Origin of the sequence: Corynebacterium gottingense (genome assembly GCF_003693265.1) — a bacterium.
In the GTDB taxonomy this organism is placed as follows: Bacteria; Actinomycetota; Actinomycetes; order Mycobacteriales; family Mycobacteriaceae; genus Corynebacterium; species Corynebacterium gottingense.
Window position 1 is genome coordinate 23,455 of the sequence record NZ_RDRE01000016.1, and the last position, 13,913, is coordinate 37,367.

Annotated in this window: 10 protein-coding genes, 1 tRNA gene and 1 pseudogene; 7 read left to right on the forward strand and 5 right to left on the reverse strand. The window is 65.7% G+C overall.

What is annotated here, in order from left to right; genetic code table 11:
• Positions 1–2: 2 nt before the first annotated feature.
• From EAW56_RS09175 to EAW56_RS09185, 3 genes are read left to right on the forward strand one after another with little or no spacing between them, the layout of a single operon-like run.
• Positions 3–1,025, forward strand: a complete 1,023-nt coding sequence (locus tag EAW56_RS09175) for an ABC transporter permease (RefSeq protein WP_095278826.1) — start codon at positions 3–5, stop codon at positions 1,023–1,025.
• On the forward strand, positions 1,022–2,668 hold the full coding sequence (locus EAW56_RS09180; RefSeq protein ID WP_122086236.1) for an ABC transporter ATP-binding protein: 1,647 nt from the start codon (positions 1,022–1,024) through the stop codon (positions 2,666–2,668). The genes EAW56_RS09175 and EAW56_RS09180 overlap by 4 nt, the downstream gene beginning before the upstream one ends.
• Before the next feature lie 52 nt (positions 2,669–2,720).
• On the forward strand, positions 2,721–4,457 hold the full coding sequence (locus EAW56_RS09185; RefSeq protein WP_122086237.1) for a choline/carnitine O-acyltransferase: 1,737 nt from the start codon (positions 2,721–2,723) through the stop codon (positions 4,455–4,457).
• A 16-nt stretch (positions 4,458–4,473) separates the two neighbouring features.
• Here the strand turns inward: EAW56_RS09185 and EAW56_RS09190 are convergent, their stop codons facing one another.
• The 3 genes from EAW56_RS09190 to rpsA form a co-directional block, all read right to left on the reverse strand.
• The gene (locus EAW56_RS09190; protein WP_095278823.1) at positions 4,474–4,848 is read right to left on the reverse strand and encodes a DUF4259 domain-containing protein; all 375 of its coding nucleotides are present in this window, start codon (positions 4,846–4,848) and stop codon (positions 4,474–4,476) included.
• A 57-nt stretch (positions 4,849–4,905) separates the two neighbouring features.
• Positions 4,906–5,514 carry a dephospho-CoA kinase gene (gene coaE / locus EAW56_RS09195; protein WP_095554360.1) on the reverse strand — a complete coding sequence of 203 codons (609 nt, stop codon included), beginning with the start codon at positions 5,512–5,514 and terminating at the stop codon, positions 4,906–4,908.
• Between the two features lie 84 nt (positions 5,515–5,598).
• A complete protein-coding gene (gene rpsA / locus EAW56_RS09200) occupies positions 5,599–7,062 on the reverse strand; it encodes a 30S ribosomal protein S1 (RefSeq protein WP_095278821.1) in 1,464 nt (487 codons plus the stop codon).
• Positions 7,063–7,274: 212 nt separating this feature from the next.
• On the opposite strand from rpsA, the gene EAW56_RS09205 reads away from it, so the two are divergent.
• Positions 7,275–8,042, forward strand: coding sequence for a class I SAM-dependent methyltransferase (locus tag EAW56_RS09205; protein ID WP_122086239.1), 768 nt, complete (start codon positions 7,275–7,277; stop codon positions 8,040–8,042).
• Positions 8,043–8,615: 573 nt separating this feature from the next.
• On the opposite strand, the gene polA is transcribed toward EAW56_RS09205, so the two are convergent.
• Complete coding sequence (gene polA, locus EAW56_RS09210; protein WP_122086240.1) at positions 8,616–11,258, reverse strand: DNA polymerase I; 2,643 nt, start codon at positions 11,256–11,258, stop codon at positions 8,616–8,618.
• A 75-nt stretch (positions 11,259–11,333) separates the two neighbouring features.
• On the opposite strand from polA, the gene EAW56_RS09215 reads away from it, so the two are divergent.
• Positions 11,334–11,407, forward strand: a tRNA-Leu gene (locus tag EAW56_RS09215).
• A 47-nt stretch (positions 11,408–11,454) separates the two neighbouring features.
• On the opposite strand, the pseudogene EAW56_RS09220 reads toward EAW56_RS09215, so the two are convergent.
• Positions 11,455–11,772, reverse strand: a pseudogene (locus EAW56_RS09220) (IS481 family transposase); the annotation flags it as partial.
• A 60-nt stretch (positions 11,773–11,832) separates the two neighbouring features.
• On the opposite strand from EAW56_RS09220, the gene EAW56_RS09225 reads away from it, so the two are divergent.
• Positions 11,833–12,273, forward strand: a complete 441-nt coding sequence (locus tag EAW56_RS09225) for a MarR family winged helix-turn-helix transcriptional regulator (RefSeq protein WP_095536473.1) — start codon at positions 11,833–11,835, stop codon at positions 12,271–12,273.
• Positions 12,274–12,355: 82 nt separating this feature from the next.
• Positions 12,356–13,567 carry an MFS transporter gene (locus EAW56_RS09230; RefSeq protein WP_095554687.1) on the forward strand — a complete coding sequence of 404 codons (1,212 nt, stop codon included), beginning with the start codon at positions 12,356–12,358 and terminating at the stop codon, positions 13,565–13,567.
• Positions 13,568–13,913: the final 346 nt, after the last annotated feature.

The window sequence follows — 13,913 nt, forward strand, 5'->3', positions numbered from 1 at the left end:
CAATGACCACACCGAATACCACCGGTGCCCACAGCACCGCAGGCAACGAGCCCGCTGACGAGTTCGAGACGCTCAAGGAATCCGCGTCCAAGCCCGCGCCGGTGCTCGCCCGCATCTGGGCAATCCCCGAGGGCAAGGTCGGGCTCGTCCTCACCTCCCTCATCGTCGTATGCACCGTCATCGGCTACCTCTTCGCGGAGCAGCTCACCGGCTACTCCACCACCGAGTTCCTCGGGCTGCCGTTCACCAACGAGGGCGCATTCGGCACCGACAACCTCGGCCGTTCGGTCTTCTCCCGCTTCATCGCCGGCGGCTTGGTCCTGCTAGTCACCGCGTTTTTGGCCACTGCGCTCGGCATGCTCGTCGGCACGCTCATCGGCATGGTCGCCGGCTACGCGGGCGGTTGGGTCGACGCGGTCCTCATGCGTATCAACGACGTCGTGCTCGCCTTCCCGCAGCTCATCTTCGCCATGCTGGCGATCGTCATCTTCGGCCCCTCCGCCACAGTCCTCGTGCTGGTGATCGGGCTCACCCACGCGCCGCGCATCGCCCGCGTCGCCCGCGCGTCCACCATGTCGGTGACCAACGAGGACTACATCCGCGCCGCCCAGATGTACTCCATGCCTCACTGGCGCATCCTGCTCCGCGAGATCCTGCCCAACATCACCGGCCCCCTCGCCGTCGAAGCCGGCCTGCGACTCACCTACTCCATCGGCTCCATCGCCTCGCTGTCCTTCCTCGGTCTAGGCATCCAGCCGCCCGCCGCGGACTGGGGCTTGATGATCAACGAGAACCGCATCGCACTCTCGCTCCAGCCCTGGGGCGTCATCTTACCGGTCGCGGCCATCGCGCTGCTCACCATCGGCACCAACATGCTTGCCGACGCCACCGCGCGCGCTACCGCGTCCACCGCCATGCCCGCGCGCCCCACGCCCGAGCAGCTCGACGCCGCGCGGAAGCCGAAGAACGAGCCCATCCGCCACGACGCACCTACCGCCACCGAGTCCGAGGAGGCCCAACGATGACCACCGCGATCACCACCCCCACCGACGCCGCCGGCACCGTACTGAGCGTCCGCGACCTGCGCATCCGCGCCAACGACGGCACCGAAATCCTGCACGGCATCGACTTCGACCTGCACCGCGGCGAGATCGTCGGCCTGGTCGGCGAGTCCGGCTCCGGCAAGACCACGGCGGGTCTCGCCGCGCTCGGTCACTGCCGCGAGGGGCTTTCGCTTACCGACGGCACCGTCACCCTCCACACCCGCAACGGCGACACCGTCGACGTCCTCGGCCTCGGCGAGGACGACTTGCGCCAGCTGCGCGGCGCCCGCGTCGCCTACGTGCCCCAGGACCCCGCGCTGAGCCTCAACCCCACCATGCGGATCGGCGAGCAGATCTCCGAGGTGCTGGACCAGCACAACTACGACGGGGACGCCGCCGCGCGCGTCCGCGAAGTCATGCGGGACGTCGACCTGCCGGACGACGACGCGTACCTCGCGCGCTGGCCCCACCAGCTCTCCGGCGGCCAGCAGCAGCGCGTCGGCATCGCGATGGCGTTCGCGATGCACCCCGACGTGCTCGTCCTCGACGAGCCCACCACCGGCCTCGACGTCTCGACCCAGGCGCACGTGTTGGAAACGATCCGCGAGATGACCGTCCGCCACGCCGTCGCCTCGCTCTACATCACGCACGACCTCGCCGTCGTCGCGGAGCTGGTCGACCGCGTCATCGTCATGCTCCGCGGCGACATCGTGGAGGAAGGCCCCGTCCAATCGGTCCTGTACTCCCCGCAGCACCGCTACACCCAGCGGCTGCTCGCCTCCATCCCGGACCTCGCGGGGAAAAAGAACCTCGCCGGGCGCGAGGCGGGCGGCGCGGACAAAGGTGGCGCTAGGGCGTCGATAAGCAAAGGCCCGGCCCCGCTCCTGCAGGTCCGCAACCTGGAGATGTCCTACGGCGACAACAAGGTGCTCCACGGCATCGACCTCGAGCTCAACGAGGGCGACTCGATCCTGCTGCTCGGCGAGTCCGGGTCGGGCAAAACCACCCTCGCGCGCTCCATCGCGGGGCTGAATCCCGGGTACACCGGCACGGTCGCGCTCGGGGGCGAGGAACTCGCGCACGGTAGCCGCAAGCGCACGCTGGACCAGCGCCAGGCGGTGCAGTACATCTTCCAGTCCCCGTTCTCCTCGCTGAACCCGCGGCGCACGATCGGCGAGTCGCTGAGCGTGCCGATGCAGCTGTCGAAGCGCCTGCCCAAGCGCGAGCAGCGCGACGTGGTGTACGAGGTACTCGAGGCCGTGCAGCTCGACCCCAGCTTCTACGACCGCCGGCCCGGCGACCTCTCCGGCGGTGAGCGCCAGCGCGCGGCGATCGGCCGCGCCCTGGTCAACGCCCCCTCCGTGCTCGTGTGCGACGAGGTGACCTCCGCGCTCGACGTTTCCGTGCAGGCCTCCATCCTGCGCCTGCTGGCCAAGCTGCGCCGCGAGCGGGGCCTGTCCATGCTCTTTGTCACCCACAACATCGCGCTTGCCCGCCACGTAGCCACGCGGATCGCGGTGCTGAACAAGGGCGTGATCGTGGATGCCGGCACCGTCGACGAGGTCCTGGAGAACCCGCAGCACGACTACACCAAGCACCTGCTCGCGGACGTCCCCTCGCTGTAGCGGCCCGCTAGGCTGGTGGATGATCTGACCCCAGCCTAGGAAGCGAGCCACCGTGCACTCCTTGCCCGTCCACCCCGCCACCGTCGACCTCAAGCCACTGCCCCTGCCGCCGCTCGGGCAGACACTCGGGGCATACCGCACCGCGCTCTCCGCGGTACTCAGCGAGGAGGATCTCGCCCAAGCCACTCGCGTCATCGAGGGTTTCGCGCAGGGCGATGGGCCGCTTCTCGACGCCACCCTGCGCGACCGTGCCGCCGCCCGCGAGAAGGAAGGCACGAACTGGCTGCACGACGAGTGGTACGAGGGGTACCTGGAAAACCGGGAGCCACTGCAGCTGAGCACGAACGTTGGGTTCCAGCTCGCGCCCTTCGGGGACGGCACAGGTACGAGCCGGGTTGCCAGCGCCGTGCAACGCATCGCCACTGTGCACCTGCAGGCCGCGGCGCAGCAGGTTCCCGAAGACGTAGACGCGCGCGGCAACCGCATCACCATGAACCAGTGGTTTGTCTACAACGGCGGCGTCCGCCACCCGAACGTCGACGTGGACGACGTCACTGTATGCGATCGCGACGTCGCGGATCGGGAAATCGGCGTGTTCGTGCGCGGTCGCCTCTTCGCCCTGCCAATCAGCGACTCTGCCGGCAACGTCGCGCCGCTTGACCAACTCTCCGCGGCGTTCGACGAGCTGCTGTCCACCGATGAGGCCGCCGACTTCAACGCAGACTTCAACGCTGCGTCGCTGATCGGGTCCGGCCCGCTTGGCGACGCCCTCTCGGGCCTCTTCACGCAGAACCCCGCAACCTACACGCGCCTCCGCGACCTGTTGTTCACCGTGGACCTCGTGGAGACCGCGGGCCGCAGCGACGCCGCGCTCCTGGCGGACCTAACGTTCCGCCCGCGCGGCGCTTGGACCTACAAGCCGCTGAGCTACCAGTTCGGGGTGGACAGCCCGTGGACCGCAGTCCACGTCGAGCACAGCTGCCAGGACGGGGCGACACTGGTCACGGCGCTTACGCGGATGCACGACGTCGACGTCACCGAGTCCGCGTCGATGACCGCGCGTGCCCCGCAGGAGCTGCGCTGGGAGTTAGACAGCAACATCTCGGACATTGCGCGCGAGGTGCGCTCGTACACCAACATCACCGGCGACGACGCGCAACCGTACACCGCCGAGATCGTCGCCGTAGACATCAACCAACCGGACGACCTACCGTTCAAGTTCAGCCGCGACGCGAGCGCACAGCTCATCCTGTCCATCGCGCAGCAGCTCACCTACGGCCGCGTGCGTGCGGTGTACGAGGCCGTTGACATGCGCGAGTTCCGCGCCGGCCGCACCGAGTGCCTACGCGCGGCGACCCCCGAGGCCGTCGCCTTCGCCCGCCACCTGGTGGACGGCGATGCCACCCAGGAGCAGCTCGTGGCCGCTGTCGACGCCCACCGCGCGTGGGTGAAGCGTTGCAAGTCCGGTAACGGGTTTGACCGCCACATTCAGATGCTCGAGCGCCTCGACGAACGGTTGCCCCCGGCGGAGTTCTTCACCGACGAGACCACCATCGCGGCGCGCCAGGACTTCCTCTCAACCACCTCGATCGGCGGCGCGGACCAGATCGTGCGGTACGCCTTCGCGCCGACGCTGCCCGAGGGCTTCGGCGTGGCCTACACGCCGCTGCCGAAGGCCACCGAGTACTGCGTGTCCTTCAACGCGGACACCGCGGAACGGCCCGAGAAGTTCCTGCGTAACCTCGCGCGCGCGGCCGAGCTGCTCTGGGAGTTCTGCGCGGACCTCTAGCGGGGCCGCTCGCCGGCTAGGCGCCGGCGAAACCCGTAAACCCCGTGGCGCGGCGCGTCGCCGCCAGCCACTGCTCGAGCTCGCCGGCGTCGAGCCATTGCTCGTACAAGTCGGAGTCGGGCGAGGACATCAGCTCACGGACCTGGTGCTCCAGCCAGCGTCGGTCGCGGAACGAAAATTCAAACGCCAGAGCCTCGTGGAACTCTTCGGAGGGCAGGTTGCCGTTCATCACGGCAACGAGGGCGACGACGACCTCGGCCTGGCCCGAATCAAGGGGCAGCTCGCGGCAGGCGAAGCGGAACTTATCCATGCGGAACGTGCCATTGGCAAGCTGACGCACGGCGTCGCGCGCGTGGTCATTATCAAACGGCCCATAGTTCCACGTTCCCATGGCCAGTGAGCTTAAGACCGGCTGGTTGCAGGTTGCTTTCCGTAAAGCGAACAATACTTAAACGTCAAGCAATATGTTGGTAATCCGGTTTGCCAACGTGTCTACCTGCTGTGCAAGTTTGTCCTCCGTGCCGTTATTATCCAGCACCACGTCTGCCGCTGCGCGGCGCTCGACGTCCGGGATTTGCCGCGCGATGCGGTTGCGCGCGTCGGCCTCGTCCAGCCCGCGGTGCGCCACCAGGCGCCGCACGCGTTCCTCCGGATTCACGTCGACCACGACGGTCATGTCCATGTCCTGGTCCATGCCGAGCTCCACGAGCAGCGGCATGTCGTATACCGCTGCCCGCTCCCCAGCGGCCTCCAGCGCGGCGAACCTGCGGGCGGATTCCGCGCGGATCGCTGGGTGGGTGATGGCGTTGAGTCGTTGTGTCGCCTCCTCCGAGGCGAATGCGCGGCGGGCCAGTTCCGCCCGGTCCAGCGCGCCGTCCGGTCCCAACAGGTCGGCGCCGAACTCCTCCGCCACTGCGGCGAGGACGGGCGAGCCGGGTTCCATGTTGTCGCGGGCCACCTGGTCGGCGTCAACGACGGGAAAGCCACGCTGGCGCATAAGCGCCGCGACCGTGGACTTGCCGCTGCCGATGCCGCCGGTCAATCCGATCATGTACATGGGCACCGATGATAGAGCAAAGCGGCCCGCGCCCCGTCGATAAGCGACTGGGTGCGGGCCGCCGTGCGACCTCACATGGAGGATTTAGTTGCCGGTGAGCTTGTCGCGCAGTGCGGCGAGCTGCTCATCCGAAGCCAGGGAGCCCATGGACGACTCTGCCGGCTCCGCTGCCGGAGCTGCAGCGTTGGAGTCGGAAGAGTAGTTTGCCTGGTCTGCTGCCTGGTCGGCGGCCTCTGCGGCTGCGGCGCGGTGACGCTCCACCTGGCCGGCGTGCGCCTGGTGGCGACGCTCTGCCTCGGCGTAGCGTGCCTCCCACTCCTGGCGAGCCTCGTCGTAGCCTTCCATCCATTCGTTGGTCTCCGGGTCGAAGCCCTCCGGGAAGATGTAGTTGCCCTGCTCGTCGTAGGAGTCGGCCATGCCGTAGCGGGACGGATCGAATTCCTCGGTGAAGTCCTCGTCAGCCTGCTTGAGGGACAGGGAGATGCGGCGACGGTCCAGGTCGATGTCGATGACCTTGACCATGACCTCTTCGCCCACGTTGACAACCTGGTCCGGCACCTCGACGTGGCGCTGAGCCAGCTCGGAGATGTGGACGAGGCCCTCGATACCCTCGTCGACGCGAACGAACGCACCGAACGGGACGAGCTTGGTGACCTTGCCCGGGACGATCTGGCCCACGGCGTGGGTGCGTGCGAACACGCGCCACGGATCCTCCTGGGTTGCCTTCAGCGACAGGGACACGCGCTCGCGGTCCAGGTCCACGTCGAGCACCTCGACGGTGACCTCGTCGCCCACGGTGACAACCTCGGACGGGTGGTCGATGTGCTTCCAGGACAGCTCGGACACGTGGACCAGGCCGTCGACGCCGCCGAGATCGACGAAGGCGCCGAAGTTGACGATGGAGGACACGACGCCCTTGCGGACCTGGCCCTTCTGCAGCTGGTGCAGGAAGTCGGAGCGGACCGCGGACTGGGTCTCCTCCAGGTAGGCGCGGCGGGACAGCACGACGTTGTTGCGGTGCTTGTCCAGCTCGATGATCTTCGCCTCGAGCTCCTGGCCGATGTACGGCTCCAGGTCGCGGACGCGACGCATCTCAACCAGCGATGCCGGCAGGAAGCCGCGCAGGCCGATGTCCAGGATGAGGCCGCCCTTGACAACCTCGATGACCGTACCGGTAACCGGCTGGTCGTTGTTCTGCAGCTCCTCGATGGTGCCCCAGGCACGCTCGTACTGAGCGCGCTTCTTGGACAGAATCAGGCGACCTTCCTTGTCCTCCTTGGTCAGGACAAGCGCGTCGATCTCGTCGCCGACCTCGACAACCTCGTCCGGGTCGACGTCGTGCTTGATGGACAGCTCGCGCGTCGGGATGACGCCCTCGGTCTTGTAGCCGATGTCAAGGAGGACCTCGTCGTGGTCAACCTTGACAACCTTGCCGCTGACGATGTCACCGTCGTTGAAGTACTTGATGGTGGCGTCGACTGCAGCGAGAAATTCCTCAGGGCCACCGATGTCATTGATAGCAACCTGGGGTGCGTTAGTAGTGCGCATAAGTATATGTGCTCCGAAATGAATAGGAGATCGAAATTGGACAGGGGCGCATCTCTCCACCCAGTTCACCTTCCAATGGGGGGCTTGACGTGGGAAAGATCTCGCGCGAGGATCGACCCAGGCCCTCCTATTACGGCCGGTGTCGCCCCGATACGTCGATGCGCCCCTGCAAGGGTAGTCCGTTTTACCTGCTTAAGCAAATAATATCCGTCATGCACAATTCCGATCATTCGCTTATCGACGCCACCGTCACCCCCTCCGCGGCAAACCGCCAATTCTGGGACGATGACGCGGCACGCTACCACGCCGATCACGCGGCGTACCTGTCAAGTTTCTACTGGTGCCCGGAGATGCTCCACGAGTCGGAGGCACGCCTCCTCGGCGACCTCGCCGGGCGCAACGTGCTGGAAATCGGGTGCGGCTCCGCCCCGTGCAGCGCGTGGCTTGCTCGCCCCGAGCAAGGCACCGGTTTTGTCACCGGATTCGACATTTCTGCGGGCATGTTGCGCCGCGCGCCCACCGGACTCCCCCTCGCACAAGCGGACGTGCTCGCCCTCCCGTACCGCGACGCCGCCTTCGACGTCGCATTCTCCGCCTTCGGTGCGCTGCCGTTCGTCGCCGACCTCGACGTGGCCCTCTCCGAGATCCGCCGCGTCCTGCGCCCCGGCGCACGCTTCGTCTTCAGCGTCACGCACCCCATGCGCTGGGTCTTCCCCGACGACCCCGTCTCCACCACCGCCGAGATCAGCTACTTCGACCGCGCTTACGAGGAGCGCGACGCCGAGGGCCGATTGACCTACGCGGAATACCACCGCACGTTCGGCGACTGGGTCCGCGCCCTCCGTACAGCGGGACTGCCGCTTGTCGACGTCACCGAGCCAACCTGGCCGCCCACCCTCACAAAAACCTGGGGGCAGTGGTCACCGGAGCGCGGCGCGCTCTTCCCGGGCACAGCCATCTTCGCTACCCAGGCGGTCTAAGCTTCACTTCCCACACTCTCAGCTTCTCCCCGAACCCAACACCCCCATATAGGGGCAATTGGACCGCTCCTTGAAGTGAGATGACCATTTACCGCTTTTCCGAGAAAATCGACCTATACACAGCCAACCTGCAGGTCAAGATATTTCCACATCGTGAGACTCGTCATAAAATATAAATGCTTCTTCATACCTGAGTTTCACGTAAGGCGAACCCGGCAATTCGCTCACAACATGTTAAACTCGCTCTTGGTTTTCGAAGCTCGCCCCTCTGGTAAGGGAAGACCACTGAGGCGGGAAAAACATCGAAAACCCTTCCCCGCTCACAGGGGGTTTAAGTGAAAAGGGAAGCACAGCGTGGTGGAGGGGGTTCGCCACGCGATCGGGGGGAAGGGGGATGCAGCATTCCCCGGAATGCTGCGCGAGAGGCGGGCACGAGATTAACGGCCCTGGTGCCCGCCTCCTCGTCCCTCAGCGGCGGCTCTGCCCGCAGCTGAGCGCGAAAGGCGCGGGGTGAACTGCACGGAGACGGCTCACCCCGCGATTTTCCGTGTGTTTCCGCGATTTTCCGTGCGTTTAGTGCGCCGCCTCGTTCCAGTTCGTGCCCGTGCCGGCGGAAACCTCGAGCGGCACCAGCAGCGAGATCGCCCTATCCATTTCTCGCTCGACGATCCCGCGCACCTCGTCGAGCTCACCCGCAGCAACCTCGACGACAAGTTCGTCGTGCACCTGGAGCAGCACTCGCGACTGGTAGCCCGCGAGCGCCTTGTCGACGCGGACCATCGCAACCTTAATGATGTCCGCAGCCGTCCCTTGGATCGGCGCGTTGAGCGCCGCGCGCTCCGCGTTCTCGCGCGCGACCCGGTTATCACTGTTCAGCTCAGGCAGGTAGCGGCGGCGGCCGAACAGGGTTGAGGTGTAGCCGTCGCGCCGCGCCTGCTCGACCACCTCATCCAGGTAGCGCTTCACACCGCCGAAGCGCTCGAAGTAGCTCTCCATGATCTGCTTCGCTTCGCCCGCTGAGATGCCCAGCTGGTTCGACAGCCCGTAGGCCGACAGCCCGTACACCAGGCCGTAGCTCATCGCCTTCACGCGACGGCGCAACTCGGGCGTGACCTGGTCGATCGGCACGTCGAAGACGCGCGAGCCCACGAAGTTGTGGAGGTCCTCCCCCGCCTTGTACGCCTCGATGAGGCCCTCGTCGCGCGACAGGTGCGCCATCACGCGCATCTCAATCTGCGAGTAGTCGGCCGTCAGCAGGCATTCGTAGCCCTCGCCGACCCTGAAGGCGGAGCGGATTTTGCGGCCCGCGTCTGTCCGCACCGGGATGTTTTGCAGGTTCGGGTCCGCGGAGCTGAGCCTGCCTGTCGACGCCACCGTCTGCTTGAACGTCGTGTGGATCCGGCCGTCGTCGCCGACCGCCTTGATGAGGCCCTCGATGGTGGACTTCATTTTTTGGTACTCGCGGTGCAGCAGCAGGTAGTCAAGGAACTCGTGCGGGTGCTTCTCCGCCAGCGCCTCGATTTCCGACGCCGCCGTCGAGTACCCCGTCTTCGTCTTCTTCGTCTTCGGCAGCTCGAGCTTGTCAAAGAGCACCACGGAGAGCTGCTTCGGGCTGGACAGGTTGAGCTCGGGCTCGTCGACAAGCTCGCGCGCCTTCTCCTCCACCTGGGTGACCTTGTCGGCGAAGTCCTTACGCTGCGCCTCGAGCACGTCGCGGTCTACGGCGATGCCGGTGTGCTCCATCTCGGCGAGGATTGGCACCAGCGGGAGTTCCAGGTCCGCGTAGAGCTCGTACTCCGCGATGTCGCGCAGCTGCGTGGTGAGTTCCTCGGCGAGCTCGAGGACGGCCGCGGCGGCGTCGATAAGCGAGGTGTCCTCGAGCAGACTCAACTGGTCCCCGCCCACGGTGAGCTGGCGCTGCAGGTGGCGCTGGTAGACATCCTCGAGGCCGTACGTGCGCTGGCCGGGCCGCAGCAGGTAGGCCGCGATCGCCGTGTCGTGCGCGATCCCGCGCAGCTCGATCTCGCGCCCGCGCAGCATGTGGTACGCGCCCTTCGCGTCGTGGAGGTACTTCGGGTCCTCCGACTCCAGCCAGGCTTTGAGCGCCGCGTCCTCGGCCGGGGAAAGCTCGGCAGTGTCTCGCTGGATGCCGTGCCTTTGCTTATCGACGATCCCCAGCCCCGTCACATCACCACCCGCCGGCACCGCGGAACCAGCCAGGTACACGGCGAGCCCCTCCCCGCGGCGGGCCTCGAGCCAGGAGTCCAGCGGCTCGTCCGCAATCTCGACGTCCGCGAGCTCCACCGGCGCCTGTTGCTCGGCCGCATCGCCCTCGGTCGGCACGGCCTTGAGCACACGCTCCCGCAGGTTGGCGCCGAACTCCAGGTCGTCGAAAGCCGTGGAGACCTCTCCCACGTCCGCCGTTTTCAGCGCCAGCTCGTCCGGTCCGACCGGCAGCTCGACGTCCGTGACCATCTGGGTGAGCTCGCGGTTGAGCTGCACCTGCTCGATGCGTTCGCGGAAGTTGTTCCCGGCCACGCCCTTGATCTCGTCGGCGTGGGCGATGAGCTCCGCCAGCGAGCCATACTTCACGATCCACTTCGTCGCCGTCTTCTCGCCCACCTTCGGCACGCTCGGCAGGTTGTCCGACGGGTCGCCACGCAGCGCCGCGTAGTCCGGGTACTGCTCAGGCGTGAGGCCGTACTTCTTCTCCACCTCTTCCGGGGTGAAGCGGGTGAGCGTGGAGACGCCCCGGGTTGGGTAGAGGACGGTGGTGTGGGCGTCGACAAGCTGCAAATAGTCGCGGTCACCGGTGACGATGACGATTTCGTAGTCGCCGCGCGCCTGGGTGACCAGCGTTGCGACAATGTCGTCAGCCTCGAAGTTCTCCTTGGACAGCGTGACGATGCCGAGCGTGTGCAGCACATCCTCGATAATCGGCACCTGGCCCTTGAACTCCGGCGGCGCCGACTCGCGCTGCGCCTTGTACTCCGGGAAGCGCTCCGTGCGGAACGTTTTGCGGCCGACGTCAAAGGCGACTGCAACGTGCGTCGGAGCCTCGTCGGCGAGGATGTTGGCGAACATGGAGAGGAAGCCGTACACCGCGTTCGTGTGCTGCCCGCCCGTGGTGGAGAAGTTCTCCGCAGGCAGGGCGTAGAAGGCGCGGAAGGCCATGGAGTGGCCGTCGATGAGCAGGAGACGTTTTTGATCAGTCACGGTGCACCAGTCTAGCGACCGCCCACGCCACGCAATTTCCAGATCCTTGCGCGCATCCGCTACACTTTTCCGCGAGCCCCAGTAGCCCAATTGGCAGAGGCAACGGATTCAAAACCCGTCCAGTGTGAGTTCGAGTCTCACCTGGGGCACGCTGTGAAGTCTCGAGACATCGTTCCGGTTATGTCTCGGGGCTTCTTTAATTTTTGTTGCCCGGGTTGGGGTTGAGTTCGTTGTCTTTTTGGTTGTAGTAGATCTTGTCCGGTGTCAATGTGTAGTGGGCTATGTGTTGCCCCGTGGCCGTGATTTTGATGTCTGCGGTGTTGTCTACGCACATGATGGTGATGGGTTCTCCGGCCCATCGGCGTCCGATGTAGAGGCGTCTGAGTTGGCCGCCCCATCGCAGTGTTGTTTTGCCGTTTTTGGCGACTTTGTCGGTTCGCAGGCGGTAGTCATGAGCCTTGATGTCTGGTCGGGGGTGCGCTTTGGGTAAAGCGTTGTAGGCCTCCGCAGGGGTAGATCACCCTGGCGTGGGCCCCGGATTGCAACTTACATAGGCATAGTATATATTTACGCTATGCAGATTGACGAACAAACACAGCTCGCCAACAGCCTCGTGTGGGCCAGCAGCCGCTTCGCACGGACCGCATATCAAGCAACCCCGGTGCAACTCTCGTACGTCTCGCTGCGCGCGATGTCCGCACTCAATCGCGAGCCCGGACTTCGCGTCGGAGAACTCGCACGTCGTGAGGGTATCACACAACCGTCCATGAGTCAGGCAATCAAGAAGCTTGTCGACGGCGGCTTCATCACCCGCCACCCCTCGCCCGAAGACGCGCGCGCCGCGGACCTCATGATCACCGACAAGGGCCGCGACATCCTCCTGAAGTACCGCAACGACTCCGCCGCCCAGATTCTGCCTGTGCTGGACACGCTGAGCGACGACGACATCGCCGTGCTTCACCGCGCCTCCGAACTGCTCCAGCAGATCACCGAGGAACTCTCCGAGAAGCGCTAGCACATCTGCATCCCTACTTACTGAGGCCGGCAATCCAGTCGACCCCACCACATTTGTCATGCCCAAAAACAAGGAGGTTTTCATGTCCAACGCTGGTTTGGAAGACGCCGAACCGCATTCAATGCTGAAGCAACCAATCGCTGTGTGGGCCCTCGCGTTCGCCTGCACGGTCTCGTTTATGGGCATCGGCTTGGTCGATCCGATTCTGCCTGCCATCAGCCGCGAACTCGACGCGTCCCCCACGCAGACGATGCTGCTGTTCACCAGCTACCTGCTCATCACGGCGCTCGCAATGTTTTTCAGCGCCTTCATCTCCTCGCGAATCGGAGTCAAGGTCACACTCTTGATTGGCCTCGCACTCATCGTCGTCTTCGCGTTTTTGTCCGGCGCCGCCGGCTCCGTCGACGCCATCATCGGGTTCCGCGCCGGCTGGGGCTTGGGCAACGCCCTGTTCATCTCCACCGCGCTCGCGGCGATCGTGGGCGCCGCCGCAGGCAGCGCCGGTCAAGCCATCATCCTCTACGAAGCGGCGATGGGCATCGGCCTCGCCGTCGGCCCGCTGGCCGGTGGTCTCCTCGGCGAGATCTCTTGGCGAGCCCCCTTCTACGGCACCGCCGTCCTCATGGCCATCGGCTTTCTCGCAATCGCGACGCTCCTCAAGCGCAAGTCCAACAATCCCGCCCCCGTCGAATTCAGCGCAGGCTTCGTCGCGTTGAAGGAACCGGCACTGCTCACGCTCGGACTGGTCGCGTTCTTCTACAACTTCGGCTTCTTCACGCTTCTGGCATACTCCCCGTACCCAATCGAGGAGGCCGCCTCGCTCGCAGGCAAGGACTTCGGCGCCATCGAGCTGGGATTCGTCTTCTTCGGCTGGGGCCTCACACTCGCCATCTCCTCGGTGTTCCTCGCACCCCGCCTCGTGCAATGGCTCGGCCTCTTCCCCGTGCTGAACCTGATCCTCGGCGGCTTCGGCGTCCTACTCGCCTGCCTCGGTTTCGCCGCGCTGCACCTCACGGCGGTCGTCACCCTGGTCATCATCGCTGGCATCTTCATCGGCGTCTTCAACACCGTGCTCACCGAGGCCGTCATGGAAGCCACCCACCTCCCCCGCAACGTCGCCTCCTCCACGTATTCCGGACTGCGCTTCCTCGGCGGCGCCATCGCCCCCGCGGTCTCCGGCCCGCTTGCCGCCGCGCTCGGCGCGGGCGTCCCGTACTGGTTCGGCGCGGCGTCGCTTGTCCTCTCCCTCGCAATCTTGCTCGTGGGCAAGCGCAACCTGGGCCGCCTCGCTTAACGACGCCGCCGCCCCAGCGCATGCCTCTGAGCGCCAGGGGCACTGGCGCTGACTCGAAAGCGACGGCACGCTACCCGTCATCCGGCGGGTCCGGGGTACGAAACAGCGCCCGCGCGGCGTGATCCGCCCCAGTCGGTGTGACCCGACCCGACGGCGAGACCCACACAATCCGCCCATCCCGACGCTGCGTCCGCCCACGCGACGGCCGACCCGCCTGAGAATTGTGATACCGACACAACCACCCCAAATTCCCCACCTCAGTCTCACCCCCATGCTGATGCTCCACCATATGATGCGCATCGCACTGTGACGCCGGCACATCACAATCCTTCCACGTACACGTAAG